Origin of the sequence: Candidatus Poriferisocius sp. (genome assembly GCF_965202595.1) — a bacterium.
Taxonomy (GTDB): Bacteria; Actinomycetota; Acidimicrobiia; order Acidimicrobiales; family Bin134; genus Poriferisocius.
On sequence record NZ_OZ241836.1, the window covers coordinates 2,785,170 to 2,810,786 of the forward strand.

A 25,617-nucleotide genomic window follows, 5' to 3' on the forward strand; every position below is an offset into this window, starting at 1 on the left:
CTCAACGTGGGGCAATCTGGCGGTCTCCTATGGAACTTCGATCATCATTCAACAAAAACCCCCGGTAGCCCGGCATGGAACCGCAGAAGGACTACGTGCTTCGTACCGTGGAGGAGAGGGGGGTGCGGCTCATACGGCTCTGGTTCACCGATGTGTTGGGCCAGCTCAAGTCGGTGGCCATCTCGCCCGCAGAGCTGGCCGATGCCTTCGATGAGGGGCTGCAATTCGACGGCTCGGCCATAAACGGATTCTCCCGAGTCCAGGAGAGCGATGTGCTGGCCGTGCCCGACGCAGCCACATTCGAGCTGTTGCCCTGGGCCGACCCGGAGGAGCCCTCGGGCCGCATCTTCTGCGACATCCGCAACCCCGACGGCACCCCGTTCGAAGGGGATCCCCGGGGGGTAATGCGTCGCAACCTGGCCCGGGCGGCCGAGATGGGCTACACATTCTACACCGCTCCCGAGGTGGAGTTCTTCTACTTCGGCCACAGCGACCCCGATCAACCGCTCGTGCCGTTGGACAACGCCTCGTACTTCGACCTGACCACCGCCGATGTGGCCAGCCCGCTGCGCAAGCGCACCATAGGGATGCTGGAAGCCATGGGCATACCGGTGGAGTACTCGTTCCACGAGGACAGCCCCAGCCAGCACGAGATCGACCTGCGCTACACCGAGGCACTGAGCATGGCCGACAACGTGATGACCCTGAGGCTGGTGGTACGAAAACTGGCGCTGGATCGGGGGTTGCACGCCACCTTCATGCCCAAGCCGTTGAACGGTGTTCAGGGATCGGGCATGCACACCCACATGTCGCTGTTCGAGAATGACGTCAACGTGTTCCACGACGCCGGGGACGACTACGGATTGTCGGAAACGGCCAAGTCGTTCATCGCCGGACTTTTGCGCCACTCCCGGGAAATCACCGCGGTGACCAACCAACTGGTGAACAGCTACAAGCGACTGGTGGTTGGCGACGAGGCTCCCACCTTCGTGTCGTGGGCCCGCAACAACCGTTCCGCACTGGTGCGGGTGCCGGTGGTGAAACCGGGCAAGGAAACATCCACCCGAGTGGAGTACCGGGCACTGGATTCGGCAGCCAACCCCTACCTGGCCTTCTCGGCAGTGCTGGCCGCGGGGTTGAAGGGCGTGGAGGAAGGTTACGAGCTGCCCTCCGAAGCGACCACCGACCTTTACACCATGAGCAGTGGCCAGGCCCGGGCCAAGGGCTTTGAGGAGCTGCCCATGTCGCTGTCGGAGGCGTTGGATGCCATGGAGGAGTCCCCGCTCATGGTCGAGGTGCTGGGCGAGCACATCCACGAGTGGTTCCTGCGCAACAAGCGAGCCGAGTTCGCCGAGTACCGTCGAACGGTCACCCCCTTCGAGCTCCGCCGCTACCTGAACACCTGGTGACACCCCAACCACAATGACCGAGCACCTGGTGACCCCCCAACCACAATGATGCCTGAGCACCCGGTGACCCCCCAACCACAATGACCGAGTCGCTCCTGCTTTTCCCCGATCCGCCACCCCCGGAACTGGTGCGAGCGCTGGACCTGAGCGGTTACAACTGGAAGGCGGTGAGCAGCGGCCGCCCGCCGGAGGGGCGATGGTTGGGAGCAGTGATTGCGGTGGACGACAACCCCGAGGACACGTTCGGGTTCTGCCGGATGCTGAACCGGCAAGCTCCGGACATCCCGGTGCTGCTGCTGATCTCCGGCACCCACCTGGACGAGTTGGACATGCGTGACGACCTTTACACCGACTTCTGCCTCACCCCATTCCATCAGCGGGAGCTGGAGGCCCGGCTCATCCACCTGGTGCGGTGGTCGGGCACGGCACGGCACCCGGAACTGATCAAGTACGGGCCGCTGGTGCTGAACCTCGAAACCTACCAGGCATCCGTTTCCGACCGACCCCTCGATCTCACCTACATGGAGTACGAACTACTCAAGTTCCTGGCCGGCTCGCCGGGCAAGGTCTTCACCAGGGAGACGCTGCTCAACCGGGTTTGGGGCTACGACTACTTCGGCGGTGCTCGCACGGTGGATGTACACGTGCGCCGCCTGCGGGCCAAGCTGGGGGAGGAGCACGCCGGCCTCATCACCACCGTCCGCTCAGTCGGTTACCGTTTCGGCCTCTCCCGCTGGGAGCAGTGATTCCCGAACCCTCAACGTTCAACGAATCCGGTTTCAGTTCGAGGCATCGTAGGCCCAGAGTTCGATCTCGACCAGCGCCCCCAACGGGAGAGCCGCGACCCCGACCGCGGAGCGAGCAGGACGGGAGTCGCCAAAGCAGGTGACATAGGCTTCGTTCATGGCGCTGAAATCGTCCATGTGAACCAAGAACACCGTGGTTTTCACCACATCGGCCAGAGTTGCCCCCTCGGTGGCCAGAACCGCTTCGGCGTTGGCCACCGCCTGACGAAACTGGGCTACGACCCCTCCAGCCACCAAGATTCCATCGGCCAAGCCGATCTGGCCGGAGCAGATGAGAAACTCACCGGCACGAACGATGGGAGAGTAGGGACCAACTGGAATACTCATAACCAGCAATCCTACGAAGCACGAGTGATCCTATGAAGCACGAAACCCCGAACCAGAACATCCACGAACAATGAACCCCACGAACCCGAACCAGAACATCCACGAACAATGAACCCCACGAACCCGAACCAGGACATCGACGAGCTGATAGCGGCTTCTCCGTGGCCCGAGGAGGCCCGAGCGCTCATCGAGGACCTCGGGATCACCAACGAGCGCCAAGCCCGGGCCGCAGCAATACTGTCTGGTGCCTCCCGCAGCATGAGCAAGGCGGTGCGCCGCGACCCCAGCCTGCTGGAAGTGCTCAACCCGCCCACCGACTTCGTCACCGAAAAGAGCTCGCTGATCGCCCCCGAGGATGCCGGCAACCTGGACGGGCTGCGGCGGTGGAAGCGTCGCCAGCTTCTGCGCATTGCCCTGCGTGACCTCATGGGCGAGGCCGACCTGGCCGCGGTGGGGCGGGAACTGTCGGCCCTGGCCGACGCCTGCTTGGCCCGGGCGTTGCAGATTGCCGGCGACGGCCCCCCCTTGGCCATCATCGGTATGGGCAAGCTGGGGGGTAACGAGCTGAACTACGCCAGCGACGTGGACATCGTGTTCGTGCATGACGGCAGTTCGGCGGCCGCAGCTCGCCGCGCCCGAAAAGTGCTGGAAATCCTCACCGCTTTCACCAAGGAGGGGGCGGTGTACCGGGTGGACATCGAGCTGCGTCCCGAGGGAGGGGCCGGAGCCCTCAGCCGGACCCCGGAAGCCTTCGGGAATTACTTCGACCGCTGGGCCGTGCCCTGGGAACGGCAGGCTTACATCAAAACCCGGCTTTCGGCCGGCGACACCGAGTTGGGTAATGCCTTCTTCGATGCCATCAAACCAGGGGTTTGGGGCGAGAACCTGGAGGCTGACACCGTTCCCCACGTAAGATCTCTGAAGCTGCGAGTGGAGGACTCCGCCAAGCTCAAGGGGGGCCGGGAGATCAAGAAAGGACCCGGCGGCCTGCGAGACATCGAGTTCACCGTGCAGCTCCTGCAAATGGTTCACGGTGGTGCCGACCCCACCATCCGCTCCCCCAACACCCTCACCGCTCTGCGGCAGCTCAGTTGGGGTGAGTACATCGATCAGTCCGATGCCGTCCACTTCACCACGGCCTACATCCACTTGCGCACGGTGGAACACAGATTGCAGCTCCGCGACGAGCGCCAGACCCACGAGCTTCCCACCGCCGAAGCCGACCAGGAGTGGGTCGCCAGAGCAGTCGGGTTCGAGAACCTGGCCGACTTCGAGGCCTCCCACTCCCGCTACCAGGCATCGGTTCGGGAGATCCATCAGCGGATCTTCTACCGCAAGACCCTGGACCGGATTCATGAGACCGGGTTGGTCAGCGAATTGCTTCCCGATCGGCTACGACAACTGGGTTTCGCCGATCCCGACCGGGCCGCGGCCACCATAGAGCGCCTTACCGAGAACCTGGGCCGGCGGGCCAACGTTATGCAGCAGGTTCTGGTCATAATGGTGGAAGCGCTGGCGACCACGCCGGATCCCGATCTCGGGCTCGTCCGCCTGGCATGGTTGCTGGACGGCTCCTACCGGATAGGTGCCATCCTTCCCGTACTCCGGGACTCCCCCATCGCCATCAGCGACATAGCCCGCCTGCTGGGATCCAGCCGGGTGGCCGCCGGTTGGATGCGCAACCACCCGGAGTTCGCCCGCTCGCTGATAAATCCCGCAGAACTGGCCGAACCCCGGGCCGCGGCCACCCTGGCCGGCGAAGCCATCGAAGCGGTGATCTCGTGCGGGGAGGACCAGGGCATGCAGATGGCGGAGTTGCGCCGGTTCGTCCGGCGCGAGCAGTTGCGGGTGGCGGCCCGGGACATCCTGGGTCTGGCCTCGATCATCGAGATCCCCGAGGAGCTGACCACGGTGGCCGACGCCGCAGTGGCGGCTGCCATCGAAGTGCTGGCCCCCGAGGTGCCCTTCGCGGTCATCGGAATGGGACGCTACGGCGGTCTGGATCTGTCTTATGCATCCGATCTGGATGTGATCTTCGTGTACGAGGGCACCACCGCTGACGAGGCCCGAGCCGCGGTCCGAACGGCCCGGGGTCTTCTCCAGCAAATCGGGGCCCAAACGGCCGAGGGCCGGGCTTGGGAGATCGACGCCCGGCTGCGCCCCGAGGGGGAGAGCGGTCAGCTCGCCCGATCGCTGGAAGGGTACCAGCGCTACTACGCCGAGCGGGGCCAGCTCTGGGAGCGTCAATCCCTGCTCAAGCGGCGCTTCGTGGCCGGGGACACCGACCTGGGGCGACGATTTATGGTGCTGGCCGATACTTGGTGCTACCAGCCCGACTTCAGCGAGGCCGAGGCCGGCGAGATCAGGGCAATGAAGCGCCGCATCGAGGCCGAACGGTTGGGCACCGGCAGCAAGGCGCTCGACGTGAAGCTCGGGGCCGGTGGGCTCAGCGATATCGAGTTCACCGTGCAGCTCCTACAGCTCCAGCACGGTTTCGAGCAACCTTCGATCAGGGACAACCGCACCCTGGCCGTGCTGGCCGAGCTGTCGAGGAATGACCTCGTGGATATAGGTGATCGGGCCACCCTGGACGTGGGTTACCGCTTCTGCCAGAGGTTCCGCAATGCCCGCTATCACCTTTCCGGGCTGGCTTCAGACCAGTTGCCCAGCGACGACCACGAGCAACTCCTGCTGGCCAGAAGGCTGGGCTACCCCAACAGCCGGGAACTCGAAGCCGATTACCGCGAGATCACCGAAGCAGTCCGCGAAGTAACCAATCGGCTGTTCTACAACGAAACGAAGTGATCGGGCAGCGGGCCGGTGGGCCAGTCGGGGGGATGGCCGGCAGCCCGCCAGGTGGCGGCGGCCACGGCCGCGAACACCGCATCGGAGCAACCCACGGGTGGACCATCGCAAGGATTGATCTCCACCTCCACCGGGGGCATCCGGGACGCGGGCACGATGCCGAACGAGCGCATGGTGAGGTCATGCACCTCGCCGGTGGGATCAACCGTCAACGATTCGGAGGTCACCCAGCTATAGGCCATGTGAGCTGCGCCGATGCAGTAGGAGCGCAGCACAACCTCATCCAGTGGATCACCGCAATCCACCCAAATCCGCAACCCCTCCGGTCCCCACTCGGCCCGGGCCGAGCCCCCGCCGGGGGCAACCACCGGTTGGATCCCACCATCCAGCGCACTCAGCGCCACCAGAGCCTCGACCCAGCCGGCCCCCCGGATGGCAACCGAGGTGGGAGGCCCGGCGATATCCACTTCCTCCACCACCAAACCAGGGGCAACGGCGGTGATCGCGCCGGCCACTCCAGGGGTGCGCGCCACCCGGATTACCCCGCGGCGCTCGGGATTCATGCCGATGGCAACCGGTGGGCGCTTGGGACCGTGCCGCACGCTGTCCTCGCGAGACCACAACACCCTCACCGGTCGGCCCGACTCGTTGGCCAACCTCCGGGCAACCTCGGGCAACGGCGACATGAGCTTGCCACCGAAAGCACCACCGTTGGCCAGCGGGGTGGCCGGTTCACCACCCGGCTCGCACCATGAAGCATCAGTCTCCAGGTAGGCCGGATCCACCCACGAGGTTCTGAGTCGCACCGCCCAGTCCCCTTCGGGAAATGTCAAGGGCATGGGTGACTCAACCGGGGTGCGCCGACCCTGCACCTTCCCGGCCCCCGCCCGAGCCTCGACCATTGTTTCCCCCAGGGCCCAGCCGCCCCGGCCGTCGGGCAGCGCCACCAGCGCTCCGGCCGGCGCTGTGTCGGCCGCAAAACCTCCCTCTCCCAGAGCCACCGCCGACCCCACCGCCTGGGGCCAGCCACCTTCGATCTCAGCTCTATGGGCCGCAGCAACCAGATCCCGCTCACCACAATCAGCCGCAGCAACCAGATCCCGCTCACCACTGCGAGCCGCAACAACCAGATCCCGCTCACCACAATCAGCCGTACCGTAAGCCTCCCAGGCCTCCAGAATGGTTTGCCATCCAGTGCAGCGGCACAGATGGGCAGCCAGAGCCGAAGCGGCTTTCGACCTAGACTGCTCGCCTCCGGCGCGAGTTTCGAGACCGGAAAGGCGCATTATGATGCCGGGAGTGCAAAACCCGCATTGGCTGGCACCAGCAGCACAGAATGCCCCACTCCAGGCATCCCGGATCTCCGAGCTCAGCCCGTCCAGAGTGGTGATGACACGACCGGCCACCCGGCGGGCCGGGGTGACACACGACACTCGGGGTTGACCATCCACCCACACGGTGCAACAGCCGCACTGACCCTGGGGGCTGCACCCATCTTTAACCGAGCTTATGCCCAGCCGGTCACGCAGCACCTCCATGAGGGAGGCACCATCGTCGGGGATCTCAACCGGACGACCGTCTACGGTGAACTCCATAGCGGCCGCCATCGGCGGCAAACCCTCAACTGAAGCTCTGGCCGCAACCGCAGGTTCGCTGGGCGTTGGGGTTGGTGATGGAGAATCCCGCGTCGGTCAGGCCGTCCTTGTAATCCAGGACCGCTCCCTCCAGTAGAGCCGCGCTGGAGGAGTCCACCACCACCTTGACCTCACCGAAGAGAACCTCCCGGTCTTCAGCGCCAACATCGGCGTCGAAGTACATCTCGTAACTGAACCCCGAACAACCACCTGGACGCACCGCCACCCGAAGGGCCAGCTCCTCGTCGTCGGCCTGTTCCTGACGCACCAAGGCCTCGACCTTGCTGGTTGCTGAGTCAGTAAGTGTGATCACAAGCTTTTCCCCGATCTTCCCACCCGGAACCTTTTATCAACATCATTGTACCCGCGAGTTTGGGGAACATACACACTTGACGTTCTGAGCGCATTGAATGAGTCGCAATCATCCCACCCACGGGTTTGAGGGACATGCACACCCGATAGGATGGCTGGGATGAGCAATGACCCGGCTCCGGTGCTGCCGACCTCCGTCTGGCCATGGCCCGCATGCCGGCCCGTGAGACCATGAGCAATGACCCTGCTCCGGTGCTGCCGAGCTCCGGTGACGTGATGGGCGTGCTTCGGGGGGTGATCGACCCCGAGCTGGGTAGCGACATCGTTGATCTGGGCATGGCTCGAGGTGCCATTGTCAATCCCGACGGCCAAGTCGAGGTCACGGTGGCGCTCACCACGTCCGGATGCCCGCTGCGGGCCCAGATCCAGCGAGAGGTCCGCAGCCGGGTGGGCGGGTTGCCGGGCGTGAAAAAAGTCAAGATCCATTGGAGCGAGCTGACCCAGGAGGAAAAGGCGGCGGCCATGGCCAAAGCCCGGTTCAACGTGGCCCAGAACGCTCCTGACACCGCCATTTCCGCCACCACCAGGGTTGTGATGGTGGCATCGGGTAAGGGTGGGGTGGGCAAATCCACGGTAACGGTGAACCTGGCTACCGAACTGGCCCAGCGGGGCATGCGGGTCGGGGTGATGGATGCCGACATCTGGGGCTACTCGGTACCCAGGATGCTGGGGGTGAACGGCCGCCTGGCCGGGGCCGAGAACGAGAAGAAGATCATCCCCAACCAGAAAAAGGTGGGCCAGGGCACCCTCGAGGTGGTGTCGATGGGGTTCCTGGTGGACCGGGAGGAAACCGCTCTGATGTGGCGGGGGCTCATGTTGAACCGGGCCGTCCAGCATTTTATGGAGGATGTGCGCTGGGGCCCGATGGACTACCTGCTGATCGACATGCCGCCGGGCACCGGAGATGTGCAGATGGGCATAGCCAAGCGGCTTCCCCAGGCCGAGATGGTGGTGGTGACCACCCCCTCCCGCAGCGCCCAGAAGGTGGCCACCCGGGTGGCATCCATGGGCCGATCAAACTATCTCCGGATCGCGGGGGTGATCGAGAACATGAGCGCATTCGTGACCCCCGACGGGGAGTCGTACCCCATCTTCGGCCACGGGGGAGGGCAGGAACTCGCCGATGAACTGGATGTACCCCTACTCGGCTCGGTGCCCATAGACGGCTCGGTGGCAACCGGGGGTGACGAGGGAGCACCCGTGGTGCTGGGGGACACTCCCAACCGGGCGGCCGATGCATTCCGGGCCATCACCGACCGCCTGCTGGAAGAGGTTCCTCCCGTGGACATGGCCGGTTGCACGGCGCGAATGCTCGAGACCGCGGAAAAGGCTTTGGCCGATCTCGACCTCGTCTCCTCGTAAGGATACGGCCGAGGAGTCCACTCATGCTCGTCTGGTTGGTACTCATATTCATTGCGGTGCCGCTGGTGGAGCTGTACGTCATTGTGGAAACGGCCCGCAGCATCGGGACACCGGAGACAATCGGTCTGCTGCTTCTGGTGAGCATCGTGGGCGCATGGATGGTCAAGGCTCAGGGAACAGCCGTGCTGTGGCGGGTGCGGAGCAAGCTCCAGGAGGGCCGGATGCCGGGTCGGGAGTTGGTGGACGGGGCACTGGTTCTGCTGGCCGGCGCGCTCATGCTAACCCCCGGATTCGTTACCGACGGCTTTGGCCTACTACTGCTGTTCCCACCGACCCGGGCGATGATCCGCCCGATCCTGATCCGCCGCTTCCGGCACCGGGTGACCCACCACCAAGGCCCCGGACCCGGCTCGGGAACAATCCACAACACCGACATCGCCGACATCGAATAAACCACCACCGAGGCCAACCTGGTTTAAGCGGTGGAGGGTCCCCCGGGCTTTCCCGTTCCCAGGAGTGACTGATGGGCTGATGAAACCATACGCTGGCTGGGGTGAGACCCCCGTCGGTGGACACCCTGGCTCGGTCGTTGGTGGATACCGGGCTACCCCATCCGCTGCTGGTGGACGCGGCCCGGGCGGCTATTGCCGATGGCCACTGCGAGGACGCTCTCGAGCAGGCCCGGTCCAACGCCCACACCATGGCCCGAGCGCTGCTGCAACCGGTGGTGAATGCCACCGGGGTTTTGCTGCACACCAACCTGGGGCGAGCACCGGTGGCGTTCGCCGCCGATGCTGCATACTCCAATCTGGAGTTGGACCTGTCCTCGGGTCGGCGAGGATCCCGGCACGCCCACGCGGCCCGGTTGCTGGCCCGGCTGTGCGGTGCCGAGGATGCCATCGTGGTCAACAACGGAGCGTCAGCGGTGCTACTGGTGCTCGCAGCCTTGGCCACCGGTCGGGGGGTAGCGGTGTCCCGGGGGGAACTGGTGGAGATCGGCGGCGGGTTCCGGGTTCCAGAGGTAATGGAGCAATCCGGAGCTCGGCTGGTGGAAGTGGGCACCACCAACCGCACCCGTCTGACCGACTTCGCCTCAGCAGTGAGGAATCCGGACAACCACACCGCTCTGGCTCTCAAGGTGCACCAGTCCAACTACCGCATCGTGGGGTTCACCGAGCATGTGGCCATGGCCGATATGGCCTCCCTGAGCGTCCCGGTGGTGGCGGATATCGGCTCCGGCCTGGTGGATGCAGCCTGCCCGTGGATCAGCACCGGTCCCCCGGATTGGCTGGCCGGCGAACCCGCCGCTCGCCAGAGCCTGGCCGACGGCGCCGCCCTGGTTACCTTCTCGGGCGACAAGCTGTTCGGTGGGCCTCAAGCCGGAATCATCGCGGGACAAGCCGATCTGGTGAAACAGTGCGCCCAACATCCGCTGGCCCGAGCGCTGAGACCGGGCAGCCTGGTGCTGAACGCGCTCCAACAAGTGGCGTTGTCCTACCTGCACCGAGACGGGCAGGCCATCGAGTTCTGGAGAATGGCGTTGCTGAGCACCGGCGAACTGGAGGACCGAGCCCGAGCGTTGGTAACCGGGGCCAAGGTGGGCGAGGTGGCGGCAATGGCGTCGGTGCCGGGGGGCGGCACGCTGCCCGGGGCCGAGATCGACTCGTTCGGTGTGATGCTGGCCGGCGATCACTCGGCAGCGTTGCGAACCGGAACACCGCCGATCATCGCCCGAGTGAGCGACGGCCGTACCTGGCTCGACCTCAGGACCGTGGCCCCCGGCGATGATCAACTCGTGGCCGGTGCTCTCAAAGCTCTCGGATGAGCACCACCATCTCCACCGCCGGGCATGTGGACCATGGGAAGTCCACCCTGGTGGAAGCGCTAACCGGAGTGGATCCCGACAGGTTCGCCGAGGAGAAGGCCCGAGGCCTGACCATCGACTTGGGGTTCGGCTCAGCCCGGCTTCCCTCGGGGCGGTCGGTGTCGATCATCGACGTGCCCGGCCACGAGAGGTTCATCAGGAACATGCTGGCGGGAGTCGGCGCAGTGGATGCTTGCCTGTTCGTGGTGGCGGCCAACGAGGGATGGATGCCACAGTCGGAGGAACATCTCCGCATTCTCGAACTCCTCGGGGTGTCTCATGGGTTGGTCGTCCTCACCAAGATGGGATTGTGCGATGGCGACATCGCCGCGCTGGCCCGGATGGAAACGGAGGAGCGGGTGGAGGGCACGTTTCTGGCCGGCGCGCCCGTGGTGGGGACCGATGTGGTGGATGGTATGGGTCTGGATGATTTGCGAGCCGGGTTGGATGATCTGGTTGATCGGACCCCGGCGGCTGCCGACCAGCACCGGCCCCGGCTATGGATCGACCGGGCGTTTGCCGCTCGGGGCGCGGGCACGGTGGTAACCGGCACGCTGACCGGCGGGCAAATCCGAGTGGATGACGAGCTGGAACTGCTGCCGCCGGCAACAACGGTGCGGGTAAGGGCCCTTCAGAGCCACCACGAATCGCGAACGAAGATAGGACCGGGCAACCGGGTGGCGGTGAATCTCTCGGGTATCAACCATCAAGAGGTTGCCCGCGGTGATGTCCTGGTAAGAGCGGGACAGTGGCACCTGACCAACCGGCTGGATGCTTCCCTGACGGTTCTTGACTCCCTGGACCACAAGGTTTCCCGGCGGGGAGCGCATGTGGTGTACGTGGGAGCGTGCGAATTGCCGATCAGAATGCGCATCCTCGGGCCGGAAGCGCTGTCTCCGGGGGAAACCGGGTGGGTCCGGCTTCACCTCCCCCGCCGATTGCCCCTGCTGCCCGGCGACCGGTTCATTCTGAGAGAAAGCGGTCGAGCCGAGACCACCGGTGGTGGAACCGTCCTCGATGTAGACCCGGTACTGCCCGCATCCAAGGCCGCGCCCGACCTGTCAATCGACCGGGTGATTGCCGAACGAGGATGGGTGGATACCGATCGGCTGGCCCTTCTTACGGGTCAGAGGCGAACCCCGGATGTGGGTCGCTGGGTGGTGGATCCTATGGCGATGCAGAATGCCGAAGCTCGATTGCGAGGTGCGGTGGACAGCGCCGGGGCCCTGGGACTGAACGTTGCCGGGCTCAGCGAGCGGGACAGAGCGCTGCTGACCCGGTTGGAGGGCCTAACGATTGAGGGGGGCAGAGTCCGGCTCGCCGGCCGGTCGGATTTGTTCGAGAGCCACCGGTACACCGCCGCGCTGGAATCGGCTCCGTTCACCCCACCCGACCCCGAGTCCGAGGGTGTGGCCCGTAGCGAAGTACGGGAGTTGGTGAAGCGGGGGTTGGTGGTGGAACAGGACGGAGTGTTCTTTTCCGCGGCGGCGCTGGACACTGCGCAATCGGTGCTGGCCGAGATGCTGGCGGCCCAGCCCGCCGGAGTCACCGTGGCGGAGGTGCGGGAACGCCTGAGAACCACCCGCAAGTACGCCCTCCCGCTACTGGCCTGGCTGGACGGCAATGGCTTCACCCGCCGTCGAGGAGATGTACGAATCGCAGGGCCCCGCCTGCCAGAGGTTTGAGGATCCCGGGATGTGACCGGTTCTGCCCCCAGGTGGTTTGAGGATCCCGGGATGTGACCGGTTCTGCCCCCAGGTGGTTTGAGGATCCCGGAATCAGTTGCGATATGTATCGAGAATCTCGCGGCGCTCCAACTCGTTGAGGCCACCCCAGATGCCGTGCTGCTCGTGGATTCTCAAGGCGTAGTCGCGGCATTCGTCAATGACGCTGCATTGCCGGCAGATCGCCTTGGCCCGTCCTTCCCGCTCGAGCTTGTCCTGCTTGCGTTCGAAGGACGGGGGTGGGAAGAAGACCACGGCCTGCGGCCCCCGGCAAGCTGCCTTCACTTGCCAAGCTCTCTCACTGGTGACAGCACTCACTTCTTACCCCCTTTAGCCGGACTTTAGAGGCGACTATTCCCGAACACAAAATGAAGCTCGCCCACGCATGGTGCGCCGGTGGTAAGGATCCCAGGTCCTGGTCTGCCCACCCCACTACCGGCGGACCCGCCCACGCAAAGCTGGCAGAACCTTTTGTCCACTCAAAATTACCGGCGGGGCTCGCGATAGTCGCGGGCTGCTCCTTCGATGGGTTCCACCTCCAACCACAGGCCGTCGATCTCCACCACCCGGACCTGGTCGCCGCCGGTCACCGGGGTGGCCCGATTGACGCGAGCCCGCCACAGCGCACCCCTGATCCGGACAATGCCATCGGGGGAAACATCCTCGACCACCTCACCGAGCTCGCCGATCATCCAGTCCCGGCCAATTGTGGGTGTCGAGAAGCGGGTACGGACCATGGACGGCATCCCCGAGACCATGGCCACCGCCATCGCCCCGGTCATGACCACCATCGGGATCCATGACATGGAAACCCCGTCATATAGCCACCAGGTGCCCGCCGCGAACATGGTCAACCCAGCACCGGTCCAGAATCGGGGAACCGAGGTTTGGATGTCGATGCCGAATGCCACCATCGACCCCGCCAGCAGCGCCAGTGCCCAGGTGTTGTGGGGCAGCACCGACAGCCCGTAGCTCGACAGGATGAACAGCAGGGCTCCTATGACACCGGCCACACCAATGCCTGCGGTGAAAAACTCGAACAACATCAGACCCATGCCGATGACCAGCAGCAGATAGGCCACCGGCGGGCTGGCCACCGTGTGAAATAGCTGATGGGAAAGCGACAAACCTCGGAACTGGACCTGGGTCAGAGGCTCCAACCGGGGTTGACCGTCCACCTCCACCAGGGCGGACTTGAAGCCGAGATGGTCAAGATCAACCAGGAAGTCACCGATCAGCGGGGCTACACACTGCTCTTCCTCCGGGGGAACCCTTACGGTATCGGGATCGAAGGGGATACCGGCTTGGGCGTACAGGCCCCGGAGTTTGTCCATGGTGAAGCGCTCGCAGGCAATCACCCCCTCGGAGATGAGCCGTCGCCAACCGAGTTCTTCATGCCGGATCGGCTCCTGATTGACCCACGCGACCGGGTGGCGGGCCAACCGGGGGAGCGGCGGCCCCAGATCGCCCACCCGGGTGCCCGGCGCGATCCCCACCGCGTCGGCAGTGGCAAAGAGCTGGGCCACCTTGCCCCCCAGGGAGGCACCATTCGGGCCAACCCAGACGGCAACGGGCACCGGCGAGCCGGCAATGGTGCCAGCCAGCTCAGCCAGGCGTTCATCGGGCACGACGGCGCGGCTGCTGTCGACCCGAAACACCAGCAACTGAGCACCGATGGCGGAAACATCAGCCACTGAATCTTCGATGAGGTCGGCCATGACCGGATCAAGCAGGCCAGTGACCTCCACCACCACCGCAACACCGGCACCGGACAAACCACCGGCTGCTGTCGTGAACTGCTGTTCCAGACGGGCAGGATCCACCACCGCAACACCGGCACCGGACAAACCACCGGGCTCGGCGGCGGCCCCCAAAGGGCTGAGACCAGCTAGAACAGCACCTCCACCAAAGCAGGCGACGGCCAGAATCAACCTCGGGATCCGCACTACCCGGAAGAGTCGGAGTGCAGCAGAGAGGTCAAGGCTTCATCCGGGGTTTGAACCACCGGAACAATCCGGTCGAAACCGGTGGTGTGCAGCAGCCGGGCCAATGCCCCCTCCCCGCACGCCACCACCACCTCGCCGTCGGAATCTCGAATCCGGCGGATACCTCCGATCAGCGCACCCAAACCCGCCGAATCCATGAATGGCACCGAGCCCAGATCAATGAGAAGCCGGGGCTCGAGAGCCAGATCGGCAATGCGTTCCCGAAACTGGGCCACGGTGTAGGCATCGATCTCACCGCAAGGTCGAAGTACCTTGTGGGTGTCCAGGTTTTCGATTTCGATCTCTAGCAAAGCGCCTCCCCGGTGGCCACCCCCGATGCTAACGCGAGGTGACCTCGATACCATCGGTCCAAATCATCCGAGGACTCACTATCAAAGCCCCACCAGCAATCCACCATCGAAGAACCCACCACCCACCAGCAATCCACCATCGAAGAACCCACCACCCACCAGCAATCCACCATCGAAGAACCCACCACCCACCAGCAATCCACCATCGAAGAACCCACCACCCAACAAGATGGGCTTGCCCGGCAGGTTGTGGGTTGGACAAGTTGGATACCATCGGAACGTGCCTCAAGTACTCCTGGCTACTGACAGCGAATCGGTGTACAACACGGTGGATGCCGCTCTGGCCGGCGAGATGTCGAAGGTCAGCCGGGTACGAGCTGGGGTGGAGGTGCTGGCCGCGGTAAGAGAGAACCAGCCCGATGTGGTGATCTGCGATCTTCAGATCGGCAATATGGGGGGGATGGCAACCTGTCTGGATCTGCGGATGGAGGCAGAGATGGGGCGAGCACCGGACACGCGGGTGCTGATGCTGCTGGACCGCGAAGCTGATGTCTATCTGGCCAAGCAGGCCCGGGCGGATGGATGGCTGGTGAAGCCACTGGACGCGGTGAGGTTGCAACGAGCTCTGGCCCAGGTTCTGGGCTGAAAGGTTTACCACTTCCCCAGGAGGCGGTATGTACGTTTCCAACGGTTAGGATGGGCCGAACGGGCAGTGGCGCAGCTTGGTAGCGCGCTTCGTTCGGGACGAAGAGGTCGTGGGTTCAAATCCCGCCTGCCCGACAGGTGTAAACGAGGTGGACACCTCATCAAATCTCGTGCCGCCTTCTTCCCTGCGGTTTCCGTTCCTGGTTCTCCAGGTCCTGGTAGTGGGGCATGACGGTGTGGCGCATGTGGTCACTGGTTGAAGTGGGGACGGTATAGGTGGTCAGATCCATGATCTGATGCCAGTTGTCGCGGTAGGATTCGGGAGACGGGTTCAGATCGGTGTGGCCTTGGCCGGCCACCCAGCCGAGACGAGCCATGCGACCACCGTCCACGGTGAAGAACTCACCAGTAGCGGGACAGTCCTCATGCACCAACCACACTACCGCGGGAGCGACGTTCTCGGGACGCATATGGGTGTCGATGATCGAGCCGAACTCCTCACCGGAGCGGTCGGGGCTGGCGACTGTCACCGCCCAGGGCAGCACGCAGTTGACATGGATCCCGTGGTAGCGGCCTTCTCGACCCAGCGTGCGGGTGAGTCCCATCACCCCGGCCTTGCAGGCGGCGTAGGCGGACTGGCCTCGAAGGCCCCACACCGCTCCGGAGGAAACGTTCACCACCCGGCCGTAGCCCTGTTGCACCATGGTGGGCCACAACGGCCAAAGCACGTGGCACGGGCCCAGCAGGTGGACGGCGATCATCTCGCCGAACAGCTCCGGGCCGGTGCGAGGTGTCATGCCGGTGAACTCGGCGGCCCGGGCAATGCCGGCGTTGTTGATGACGATCTGCACGGCACCGAAAGCCTCCCGGATCCGGTCGGCCAGAGCGGCACCACCCTCGGGGGTGGCCACGCTGTGGTGATCGGCGGTGGCAGTGCCACCGGCCGCGATTATCTCGCTCACCACCCCGTCAGCAGCTTCGGCATCCATGTCGTTGACCACTACCCGGGCTCCCCGCTCGGCCAGCAACAAGGCGTAGGCCCGGCCCAACCCTCGACCAGCACCGGTGACCACCGCGACCTGCCCGTCAAAACGAAGCACCGGCGAGCTCATCAGCCGATGATGCCGGTGGCTCTCAGTTCTGCGAGGGTGGACTCACTCAGTCCGAGTTCCGCAGCCAGAACCTCGTCGGTGTGCTCGCCCAGCCACGGCGGCCGGGAGTCGGGGCCCTCGCTGACCGCCGACATCTTCACCGGATTACCCGAGGTCAGCACCGGAGTGTCAGCGTCGGGGCGGGGGATCTCCACCATCATGTCACGAGCAGCCACATGGGGATCATCAATCACATCGGCAGCTTCGAATACCGGGGCCGCCGCTATCCCCGCGGCCGCCAGATCGTTGGCCGCCTGGACAGTGGTGCGACTACCGGCCCAGACCCGGAGGGCAGCTCTTATCTCATCCAGGTGTGCCCGCCAACCCTCGCGGCTGGAAAACCGATCGTCGTCCAGCCATTCGGGGCGATCGATGAGCCGGCACAAGCGCTCGAACTGGTGCTCCCGACCTATCTGGATCACCAGCTCGCCGGACTCGATGGGAAAGCCGTCGTTGATGATCGAGGTGGGCACTCGGGGATCGGTACCCAGCGACCAGTAGTTGGGAACCATGTCGCCAAAAGCCACCATGGCGTCGAACATGGCGATGTCCACGTACTGGCCATGGCCGTGGCGCTCCCGCTGGCGCAGGGCCATGAGCACTCCGATTATGGCGTAGAGACCCGATCCGGTGTCGCCCAACGCGCCGACCGGGGACACCTTGACATCATCGCCCTCGGCCCGGTTGATGGCATAGAGACCCCCCATTGCCTCCGCGATGGGGGCGTAGGCCGGCCAGTGGCGGTAGGGCGACTGGCTAAGGTTCCCGAACCCGGACACCGACAGGTAGATGAGGCCAGGATGCAACCGGGTCAAGTCCTCGTAACCCAAGCCGATCCTGGCCAGCGTGCCCGGCTTGAGGTTCTCGGCCAGCACATCGAATCCAGGGACCATCCGGCGGATGAGGCCGCAAGCCACGGGGTTCTTCAGATCCATCCCCACCGAGCGCTTGTTGAGGTTGTTCCGCATATATGTACCGCCCACCGATCGGCCCTCCGGATCGATGATCCCGGGTGTCGAACCCCGCCCCAGATCGCCCCGCACCGGGTGTTCGATCTTGATCACCTCCGCCCCCATGCGGGCCATGAGCTGGGTGGCGTAGGGCAGCGACTGCATCTGCTCTATGGCCAGGATGCGAATGCCGTCGAGTGGCTTGCCGTTGCCGGCACTCCCCGGATTGGTTATGTCCCCGAGCTTCATGAACCCACCCCCATGCCGGCCCCGCCCAGGGGGGTGGCAACCGTTGCGGCATCGGCTGCCTCGCGCTCATCCAGGCTGCGCCGGCGCATGCGCCCGATGGTGGTTCCCATAATTAGCCCGCAGGCCATCAACACCGGCAACGCACCCGCACCGGTGAAAATGCCGTTCACCGATACCCGCAAGAAGCTCACCACCCATGCGGTCACCCCGAACAGGGCCGCGGTGCCGATCCCCAGGGTTAGAACATCCCACAGCGCGCCGGCACGGGGCACAGCGGCAGCCAGGAGAACAACCGCAGCCAGGGCAATGGCGATCCCCAGGATGCCCCAGCCGATGGCAGGACCCTGATCGTCAAACCCGTCATAGCGATTGGGATCCTCTTGGGCTTCCCCGATGACCTGCGCAATCAGCGACGCGCTCACTCCCCCCGGGGAGGGATTAGCCCGTTCCCGATCAATCAGTTGCTGCTGCTCGGGAGTGAAGGCACCGGGGCGCTCATCGTTGACCCAGTTGGCAAAAGAACCGATCACCAGCAACCCCACCGCGGCAATACCGACCAGCAAACCAACTGGCGCGGCCCGGAGCATCCTCCCGGCAGGAAGATAATCCCGCCACGCCAGCAAACCACCCAGCAGCAGTATCGCGCCCGCCACAATGGCCAGAAACACTCCGCTGCCGTGGCTGGTAGCACCGGCCAGATCATGGGGATCTATGGAGAGGTAAATTGCCATCATCCCAATCAACACCACCCCGGTGAGCAACAAACCCGAGGGTGCGTTCAACCAGGATGACCAACGATCCCTGATTCTCAATAGCACCAGCATTGACAGCAGAACGACCAGCACACCGGTGATGAGCACGATGGTTCCGAACCAGCTTCCCCCAGTGGCCTCAATACCACTGAAGGTGCCATTTATTGCCTGATCATCGGGTCGGGCGTAGCTGCTGAGACGCCCGGCACCTTTCACCCAGGTTAGAAAGGCACTCAAGATGGCCAGCATCCCCCCGACCAGACCGAAACCACCGGCCACTGTCATCGTGGGTTTCAACCGAAGCCGCGGCGGGCGGGTCACCACCGGGGTGTCATCCCCCGCGGGAGCGGCACTGGGCACTGCCGGCACGGTGTAGATACCCCGGACGGCTGTCCCCATCCGGCGGATCAGAGTCCGATTGTCGGACGGGTCGGGCTGGCTCAACCGATCCATGACCACCCCCACCAGGTACAGCGCCAAGCCGGATGCCGCCCCCAGAGCGGGATCGCTGGTGTTGACTCCTCGAAGCACCAACTGGCCGAGCCCTCCACCAGCAATGACCGCAATGATCCCGACAAACGACAGGGCCAGCAGCAGCACCTGATTTACACCGGTCATGATGGCTGGACGGGCCAAGGGAAGCTGTACATCGGTGAGCACCCGGAAATTGGACGCGCCATAAGCCCGGGCAGCTTCAATAACATCATCGGGTACTTGGCGGATCCCCAGGTTGGTTAGGCGAATCATGGGGGGCAGGGCAAAAATCATGGTGGCGATGGTTCCACCAACCGGCCCGGTGCCGAAGAAGAAGATGATGGCAATCAGGTATGTGAAGGCGTGGACCAGTTGCATGCCGTCCAGAAACGGGCGGGTTATGTTCCACACCCGGTCGCTGCGAGCGCACAACACCCCGTAGGGCAAACCGACAACCACGCAGATGATCACTGCCACCAGGATGATTCCGATGGTCTGCATGGTGAAGCGCCAGTAGTCCGGGCCCAGCACCCCGCACAAGAAGATGCCGGCCGCCGCTCCGAGCCCCACCTTCACATCCCGTACCAGAAAACCCAGAACCACGAACGCCAGGAGCATGAACGGCCAGGGGATGTTGAGCAGAATGTCTTTGGTGATCAGATCCAGCAGGTTCTTGAAGGGCCACTCGATCACGGCAAAAACCCTGTCGCCGTGAACGTTCAGCCAATCAATGCTCTCCTCCACCCAGCGACCAAAGGGGATCTCCCACCGGTTCAACCACTCATCATCTCGCCAACCGGTATCGAACCAGGATTCGGCGAGCACAACCACGCCTAAACCAACTCCCCCACAAAACCAGCGACCACGCCTAAACCAACTCCCCCACAAAACCAGCGACCACGCCTAAACCAACTCCCCCACAAAACCAGCGACCACGCCTAAACCAACTCCCCCACAAAACCAGCGACCACGCCTAAACCAACTCCCCCACAAAACCAGCGACCACGCCTAAACCAACTCCCCCACAAAACCAGCAGCTTTGACCTGTTCGGCCTTGGCCTCGATCTCACCCAACTCAGCCAGTACGTCCAGCGCACTGAGACGACCTTCGAGAACGCCTTGCTCGTTGACAACTGCGACCAGATCTCCCTTGGAGCACAGTTCATAGGCCTCCACCAGCGGCGCGGACCGGTTGGTGATCCCGAATTCGGTGTTCATAACCGTCTCAACCTCGACGAAAGCCTGCTCGGAAGCCACCAGCAGATCGCGAGTGATCACCCCCACCGGTTTGCCGTTCTCGTCCACGCAGAATGCGCTGGTTCTGCTGTTCAGAGAAGCCAGGGCTTCTCCCACGGTGGTGCCCAGTGTGATGGGAGAAGACGGGGTCATCACACTGTCCACCTGAAGCACCCGACCCTGGTCCACATCCTTGACGAACTCGGCAACATAGGCGGTAGCCGGATTCCGGAGAATCTCCTCGGGAGCACCGATCTGCACGACCGCCCCATCCTTCATGATGCAGACGCGGTCGCCCACTCGCAGGGCCTCGTTGAGATCGTGGGTGATGAACAGGATGGTCTTGTGCAACAGGTCGCCCTGCATGGCCAGCAGCTCATCCTGCATCTGGCGACGAATGAGGGGATCGAGAGCACTGAACGCCTCATCCATGAGGAGGATGTCGAGATCAGCCGCCAGGGCCCGGGCCAATCCCACCCGCTGCTGCATTCCCCCCGACAATTCACGGGGAAACGACAGGTGGTAACGCTCCAATCCCACTAGCTCCAAGGCTTCCATTGCCCGGCAGCGACGCTCCCCGGTGCCCACCCCGGTGACCTTGAGGCCGTAGGCCACGTTGTCGATCACGGTGCGATGGGGGAAGAGGGCAAAGTGCTGGAACACCATGCTCATCTTCTCCCGGCGAAAACACTCCAGGTCCCGCTTGTTCAAGGTGGCCACATCAATGCCGTCCACCACCACCGATCCCGCGGTGATGTCATGAAGCCGATTGACCGTCCGAATGGCGGTGGACTTGCCCGACCCGGACAAACCCATGATTACAAAAATCTCGCCATCGTCCACCGAGAAACTCACATCATGCAGACCAACCACATGGTCGGTGGCCACCTGGATGTCGTCCTTGGACATCCCCGATCGAGCCATCTTCAAGGCTCGACCCTTCGGACGAGCCCCAAAAATCTTGAAGACGTTGCTCAGCTCAATTCTGGAACTTTTGGTTCTCAAAGAGAGCCCATTTCCAAGATCAGGCGGCGGCCCTTGCTGCGGAGAGCCATTCATCAACGGTAACCCGGTTGTCGGCAATCCACTGGTCAGCGGCGGCTTGAACATCGGCTTCGGTGTTGGCACCACCGCCATAGCTCAGGTTCTGCAAAGCGACATCAATCACCGGAATCGTGACCAACTCGAACAACCGAGCCGCCGCGGGGTTGTCCGACAAGAACTGGTTGGTGGCCACCACCCGAATGTCGGCAGCCACAAATCCCATCTCGCAGGGTTGGCCCGGGCACTGCTCCTCGGGCAGCGCGGCGGCACCTACCTGATCGGGCAACGGGTTCTCGAGCGACAACCAGATCACATCCGTACCGGGTACCAATTCGGTGGTGAACGCCCCCGGAGTCCAGATGTATTGCAAGATCGACTCGCCCCGGTTGAACCGACCCACGGAGTCGGCAAACAGAGCAGCGTGCTCGGCCGATACTTGCTCGATGGTGTCCTCCCAACCGTTCCGGGCGATGGTGTCGTTGATCACCACCTGGCAACCCCAGCCATCGTTGCAGCCCATCAGATCGGCCTTGCCGTTGCCATCCACGTCGAACAGCGCGGCGATCTCGGGGTCGTCACCGATGTCGTCCAACATCGTGATCCCATGGGCCTCCGCAGTGGTCTTGTCCACAACGAAACCCTGCAAACCGCCGGACACGATCTCGTTGCCAATCGGCTGCACAATATCCTCGACACCGGCATCTTGGATCAACGTGGTGTGGATCGGGAACCAGCCGTTCACCCAAAAGTCGTAATCACCCTCACCCAGAGCCGGATAGAACGTCGCCGGAGCCAACTCTGCCTCTGCGGGATTGGACACCTCATAGCCCAACTCCTGCAACAGCGTCCGGTAAATCGCCGCCTGCATGTAACCCGTCGACCAATTCGCCCGAGCCATCGACACGCTCACACCCTCACCGGGCATGGTCATGGGCTCCGACTCAGCACCCCCCCCTCCGTCATCGTTTCCGCATGCGGCAACCAGCAGCCCGAAAGCCAAAAAAGTTGCCAAAAGAACTTTCCAGGAACTTCGCTCGTACATAATTTCTCCTTAAACCAAACTGAACAGGTCGCAATGACAGCTTGAGTGCCCGTTCACCCTAACCTGGACAACCGGTTAATGCCCATTAGTTGCTGAAGTCGGCTGCCGGCTCCACGATCAGCGGCTTGCTGAAGTCGGCTGCCGGCTCCACGATCAGCGGCTTGCTGAAGTCGGCTGCCGGCTCCACGATCAGCGGCTTGCTGAAGTCGGCTGCCGGCTCCACGATCAGCGGCGGCGGCGCAGGCGGCGGGAGTGAGCCTTGAGCTTCCTTCGCTGCCTGCGAGTCAGGCTGGTCAGCCCCTGGCCGGCCACTTGGTCCAGAAGAGCATCGATCTCGGGGCTGACCGGCTCATCGGATGGCCGAACTGCCCGCAAATGACCCCTACCCCGGGAGCGGTGCCGGACCCTCGAACCGCGAGATGAGCCGCTCGAACGGGGCTCCAGGGAAAGTTTCGGAATCCACTTCTGCTCGGTGGCGTAACCCAAGGCCCGAATACCGAGCAGAGCTACGGTGACCGTGGAGGCCAGCAGGATCAGGGTGTACTCGTCGCGATTGCCGATCGCCCGTAAACCGTCGAGTCCGACTATGACCACCGCTATGACCCAGCCGGGGATACCGGGCCAGAATCGAGCGTGGGCGTACTGGGCGGCAAACGCCACCAGCACTCCCACCTCCACCAGCCGCAGACCGCCGACACCACCGTTAATGCCCACCACGGCTTCCAACCCGGTGACCATCGTGGCCGGGACAACCGTTAGCAGCACCAGGAACCAGGCAAAGCGGGAACGGCCCACCAACCTTTCCAACTGGGAACCCAGCATGTAGAAGATGGCAAACAGGATGATCGTCCAGATATCCGGTTCGTTGGGAATGGGCCAGGTGATGAGCCGCCAGATGTCCCCCTCCAGAACGCTGCCGAAGTCTGCAAAGTCCCTCGAGACCAGGACCAGATGCCGGAAGATCGGTCCGTAGTCGCCCTCGATCCCCCAGATGAACATTGAGATCACACCGAGCCCGACAACGAAAACCGTGGTGGTTACCGCAAACCCCCCGATCCGAAACCATGGTTCGTCATTGCGGTCGAAACTTCCCCAGGGATACACGGCTACTGGTGGCTCCGCCGTCGAGGCTCGCCCACAACCCGGCCCGCGACATCGAAACGTCGGTAGGAATACACGGCTACTGGTGACGCATGGCCCGGGCCATCTCGACGTCGAAGTCGAACGGAGGCGGGGTACCGGTGTCGATGGTCAAAGCTTTCATGGCCGCCGGGCACGGAGCGGGCGGCTCGTAGTCGTCGCAAACCGGGAACGGGCGACCGTATCCCACCGTCAGGAAAGCCCCATCAGGGGCCCAGGAGGCGGGTAGGGGGACGGGTCGATCACCCCGACCGATCTCGGTACCGTCAGCGGTAAGCATCACAGTGAACAAACCTTCGCCGGTCGGGGTCACCGTTGCACCGGTAAAGCGGGCTTGCCCCGGTACCGGAGCCGCAACCCGGTACTCTCTCCCATTCACCACCGCCACCCAGCGCAGCTCGCCAGCGGCCAGAAACAACGCCCAGCCCGAAATCCAGTCCCCCTGCTCGCAGATGACTCCTGAGGCATCTGCGGGCACTCCGCCGGGAAAGGCAGCCACTGCCCGGTAGCCCCCGAACTGCAAAGGCCCGGTGGCCTCGTGCACCTTGTCACCGGGAACCAATTCGTAGCGGGATCGCAACGACATCCAGGGGGCATACAGGTGGTTCATGCGGTTGATGGCTGTGTCGTCGAGGGGTAGCACCCCGTTGCGGTCAGCGGCTTCGTTCCACAACCGCACCAATTCGGCCAACCTCTCGGGATGCTGCTCGGCCCGATCGCAGGACTCGGTGGGATCGGCAACGGTGTTGAACAGTTCCCACCGATCATCGGCAAAATCGTGACTGCCGGCAATGGCATCCCGCTCGGCGGCGGTGAGCTGGTTGACATGATTGGTTACCGCCTTCCAGCCATTGTGGTACATGGCTCGGCTGCCCCAGCACTCGTAGTACTGGGTGATGCGGTGTTCGGGAGCACCGGCATCGTCGAGCACGGCCCGCATGCTGGAGCCGTCGAACGACATCTGCTCGATCCCACCGAGGACGTTTGGGGGTGTCATCCCGACCAGATCCAGAATGGTGGGCATCACATCAGTGACGTGGCAGTACTGGTGGCGCAGCTCGCCCCGGGCCGGCAAGCCATCGGGCCACGAGATGATCATGGGATCGCGCACCCCACCCTCGAACGTGTATCGCTTCCACCGGCGGAAGGGAGTGTTGCCGGCCAGGGCCCATCCCCATGGGTAGTGGCCGGAGGAGCGGAACCCACCGAGGTCGTCGTAGTGGGACAACTCCAGGTCGAGGTCGTCGGGTTCATCGCTGATGTAGTGGCGGACCTGATTCCAACTTCCGTTGGGACCACCCTCGGCCGAGGAGCCGTTGTCGGAGATGAGCACGATCACGGTGTTGTCGAGATCACCGGTTCTCTCCAGGTGATCCAGCAATCGACCGATGTGATGATCGGCGTGGCTCAAGAACCCGGCGTACACCTCCATCATGCGGGCGTACAACCGCCGGAGATCGGCATCCAGCCGGTCCCAGGGTTGCACCCACTCCGGCCGGTCGGACAGGGCAATATCCTCAGGAATGATCCCCATGCGTTTCTGGCGAGCCAGGACTGCCTCCCGCCAGGCATCCCAGCCGCGATCAAACCGGCCGGCGTAGCGGTCGATCCACTCCGGGGGTGCCTGGTGGGGAGCGTGGGGAGTTCCGGTGGCGTACCACAGCAAGAACGGTCGCCGAGCATCGGCCAGACGGAGCTCCCGAAGGTAGGAAATAGCCTGATCAGCCAGATCGGCATCCAGGTGATAACCCTCCTCGGGGGTGGCGGGAGGTTCGATGTAGCTCTGGTCCCTGACGAGCTGAGGGGTCCACTGGTTGGTTTCCCCGTTCAGAAATCCGTAGTAGTGGTCGAAGCCGGTACCGGTGGGCCATGTCTTGTAGGGTCCGACGGCCCGCTCATCGCGGGGGGTTAGATGCCACTTGCCCACTGCGTAGGTTGCCCATCCCTCAGCACTCAGATGCTGGGCCAGGGTTCCCGCCGAAGGCGGAATCCTGCCGGTATAACCGGGAAAGTTGATTGGTAGGTCGGTGAGCATACCCACCCCCACCCGATGGTGGTTGCGGCCGGTCAGCAGGCAGGCCCGTGTGGGTGAGCAGAGGGCGGTGGTGTGAAAGTTGGTGAACCGCAGCCCCCGAGCCGCCAGGCGATCCAGGTTGGGGGTATCAATATCGGAGCCATAGCACCCGAGCTGGGCGAAGCCGAGGTCGTCCAGCACCATCACCAGCACGTTGGGAGCGTCGGGATCGTAGGGTGGCAACACCGGCGACGACCTCGATTCGGCCAGGGTGAGCCCTATATCGCTCTCACTCATATATCCCTCTCGCTCCTATACCGC

23 protein-coding genes and 1 tRNA gene are annotated in these 25,617 nt (G+C 63.8%); 9 read left to right on the plus strand and 15 right to left on the minus strand.

Going from position 1 to position 25,617, the window contains the following annotated elements; translation table 11 throughout:
* Positions 1–74: 74 nt before the first annotated feature.
* Both ACOGXC_RS12535 and ACOGXC_RS12540 read left to right on the plus strand, forming a co-directional pair.
* Positions 75–1,409 (plus strand): glutamine synthetase family protein, encoded by a 1,335-nt coding sequence (locus ACOGXC_RS12535; RefSeq protein WP_419918511.1) that lies wholly within the window; start codon positions 75–77, stop codon positions 1,407–1,409.
* A gap of 80 nt (positions 1,410–1,489) precedes the next feature.
* Entirely contained in the window at positions 1,490–2,155 is a 666-nt protein-coding gene (locus tag ACOGXC_RS12540; protein ID WP_419918512.1) for a winged helix-turn-helix domain-containing protein, read from the plus strand.
* Positions 2,156–2,188: 33 nt separating this feature from the next.
* Here the strand turns inward: ACOGXC_RS12540 and ACOGXC_RS12545 are convergent, their stop codons facing one another.
* The gene (locus tag ACOGXC_RS12545) at positions 2,189–2,542 is read right to left on the minus strand and encodes a RidA family protein (RefSeq protein WP_419918513.1); all 354 of its coding nucleotides are present in this window, start codon (positions 2,540–2,542) and stop codon (positions 2,189–2,191) included.
* Between the two features lie 108 nt (positions 2,543–2,650).
* Between ACOGXC_RS12545 and ACOGXC_RS12550 the strand changes: the two genes are divergently transcribed.
* Positions 2,651–5,347 (plus strand): bifunctional [glutamine synthetase] adenylyltransferase/[glutamine synthetase]-adenylyl-L-tyrosine phosphorylase, encoded by a 2,697-nt coding sequence (locus ACOGXC_RS12550; RefSeq protein ID WP_419918514.1) that lies wholly within the window; start codon positions 2,651–2,653, stop codon positions 5,345–5,347.
* On the opposite strand, the gene ACOGXC_RS12555 is transcribed toward ACOGXC_RS12550, so the two are convergent.
* A complete protein-coding gene (locus ACOGXC_RS12555; protein ID WP_419918515.1) occupies positions 5,329–6,942 on the minus strand; it encodes a 2Fe-2S iron-sulfur cluster-binding protein in 1,614 nt (537 codons plus the stop codon). The two genes, ACOGXC_RS12550 and ACOGXC_RS12555, sit on opposite strands and share 19 nt — an antisense overlap.
* Before the next feature lie 25 nt (positions 6,943–6,967).
* A complete protein-coding gene (locus tag ACOGXC_RS12560; RefSeq protein WP_419918516.1) occupies positions 6,968–7,294 on the minus strand; it encodes a HesB/IscA family protein in 327 nt (108 codons plus the stop codon).
* Positions 7,295–7,524: 230 nt separating this feature from the next.
* Between ACOGXC_RS12560 and ACOGXC_RS12565 the strand changes: the two genes are divergently transcribed.
* The 4 genes from ACOGXC_RS12565 (at position 7,525) to selB (ending at position 12,264) form a co-directional block, all read left to right on the plus strand.
* Positions 7,525–8,715, plus strand: coding sequence for an Mrp/NBP35 family ATP-binding protein (locus ACOGXC_RS12565; RefSeq protein ID WP_419918517.1), 1,191 nt, complete (start codon positions 7,525–7,527; stop codon positions 8,713–8,715).
* 23 nt (positions 8,716–8,738) lie between these two features.
* On the plus strand, positions 8,739–9,167 hold the full coding sequence (locus ACOGXC_RS12570) for an FxsA family protein (RefSeq protein ID WP_419918518.1): 429 nt from the start codon (positions 8,739–8,741) through the stop codon (positions 9,165–9,167).
* Positions 9,168–9,268: 101 nt separating this feature from the next.
* A complete protein-coding gene (gene selA / locus ACOGXC_RS12575; RefSeq protein WP_419918519.1) occupies positions 9,269–10,540 on the plus strand; it encodes an L-seryl-tRNA(Sec) selenium transferase in 1,272 nt (423 codons plus the stop codon).
* The gene (gene selB / locus ACOGXC_RS12580) at positions 10,537–12,264 is read left to right on the plus strand and encodes a selenocysteine-specific translation elongation factor (protein WP_419918520.1); all 1,728 of its coding nucleotides are present in this window, start codon (positions 10,537–10,539) and stop codon (positions 12,262–12,264) included. Before selA ends, selB begins: the two co-directional genes overlap by 4 nt.
* A 93-nt stretch (positions 12,265–12,357) precedes the next feature.
* Here selB and ACOGXC_RS12585 read toward each other — a convergent pair whose 3' ends face one another.
* From ACOGXC_RS12585 to ACOGXC_RS12600, 4 genes are all read right to left on the minus strand, one after another.
* Positions 12,358–12,621 (minus strand): WhiB family transcriptional regulator, encoded by a 264-nt coding sequence (locus ACOGXC_RS12585; RefSeq protein ID WP_419918521.1) that lies wholly within the window; start codon positions 12,619–12,621, stop codon positions 12,358–12,360.
* 167 nt (positions 12,622–12,788) lie between these two features.
* Positions 12,789–14,234 (minus strand): NfeD family protein, encoded by a 1,446-nt coding sequence (locus ACOGXC_RS12590; RefSeq protein WP_419918522.1) that lies wholly within the window; start codon positions 14,232–14,234, stop codon positions 12,789–12,791.
* Positions 14,235–14,248: 14 nt separating this feature from the next.
* Entirely contained in the window at positions 14,249–14,599 is a 351-nt protein-coding gene (locus tag ACOGXC_RS12595; protein WP_419918523.1) for an STAS domain-containing protein, read from the minus strand.
* Positions 14,600–14,680: 81 nt separating this feature from the next.
* Entirely contained in the window at positions 14,681–14,824 is a 144-nt protein-coding gene (locus tag ACOGXC_RS12600) for a hypothetical protein (RefSeq protein ID WP_419918524.1), read from the minus strand.
* Positions 14,825–14,879: 55 nt separating this feature from the next.
* On the opposite strand from ACOGXC_RS12600, the gene ACOGXC_RS12605 reads away from it, so the two are divergent.
* Positions 14,880–15,245, plus strand: coding sequence for a response regulator transcription factor (locus ACOGXC_RS12605; protein WP_419918525.1), 366 nt, complete (start codon positions 14,880–14,882; stop codon positions 15,243–15,245).
* Positions 15,246–15,305: 60 nt separating this feature from the next.
* A tRNA-Pro gene (locus tag ACOGXC_RS12610) sits at positions 15,306–15,379 on the plus strand.
* 26 nt (positions 15,380–15,405) lie between these two features.
* Here the strand turns inward: ACOGXC_RS12610 and ACOGXC_RS12615 are convergent.
* The 8 genes from ACOGXC_RS12615 to ACOGXC_RS12650 form a co-directional block, all read right to left on the minus strand.
* Positions 15,406–16,356, minus strand: coding sequence for an SDR family NAD(P)-dependent oxidoreductase (locus ACOGXC_RS12615; protein ID WP_419918526.1), 951 nt, complete (start codon positions 16,354–16,356; stop codon positions 15,406–15,408).
* A complete protein-coding gene (locus tag ACOGXC_RS12620) occupies positions 16,356–17,594 on the minus strand; it encodes a CaiB/BaiF CoA transferase family protein (protein WP_419918527.1) in 1,239 nt (412 codons plus the stop codon). Before ACOGXC_RS12620 ends, ACOGXC_RS12615 begins: the two co-directional genes overlap by 1 nt.
* The gene (locus tag ACOGXC_RS12625; protein WP_419918528.1) at positions 17,591–19,651 is read right to left on the minus strand and encodes an ABC transporter permease; all 2,061 of its coding nucleotides are present in this window, start codon (positions 19,649–19,651) and stop codon (positions 17,591–17,593) included. The genes ACOGXC_RS12620 and ACOGXC_RS12625 overlap by 4 nt, the downstream gene beginning before the upstream one ends.
* Before the next feature lie 177 nt (positions 19,652–19,828).
* A complete protein-coding gene (locus ACOGXC_RS12630; RefSeq protein ID WP_419920081.1) occupies positions 19,829–20,980 on the minus strand; it encodes a quaternary amine ABC transporter ATP-binding protein in 1,152 nt (383 codons plus the stop codon).
* A 100-nt stretch (positions 20,981–21,080) separates the two neighbouring features.
* On the minus strand, positions 21,081–22,142 hold the full coding sequence (gene proX, locus ACOGXC_RS12635) for a glycine betaine/L-proline ABC transporter substrate-binding protein ProX (RefSeq protein ID WP_419918529.1): 1,062 nt from the start codon (positions 22,140–22,142) through the stop codon (positions 21,081–21,083).
* 85 nt (positions 22,143–22,227) lie between these two features.
* On the minus strand, positions 22,228–22,365 hold the full coding sequence (locus tag ACOGXC_RS12640) for a hypothetical protein (RefSeq protein ID WP_419918530.1): 138 nt from the start codon (positions 22,363–22,365) through the stop codon (positions 22,228–22,230).
* 2 nt (positions 22,366–22,367) lie between these two features.
* Positions 22,368–23,141, minus strand: a complete 774-nt coding sequence (locus ACOGXC_RS12645; protein WP_419920082.1) for a DUF6576 domain-containing protein — start codon at positions 23,139–23,141, stop codon at positions 22,368–22,370.
* Positions 23,142–23,322: 181 nt separating this feature from the next.
* The gene (locus ACOGXC_RS12650; protein ID WP_419918531.1) at positions 23,323–25,593 is read right to left on the minus strand and encodes an arylsulfatase; all 2,271 of its coding nucleotides are present in this window, start codon (positions 25,591–25,593) and stop codon (positions 23,323–23,325) included.
* Between the last annotated feature and the right edge of the window lie 24 nt (positions 25,594–25,617).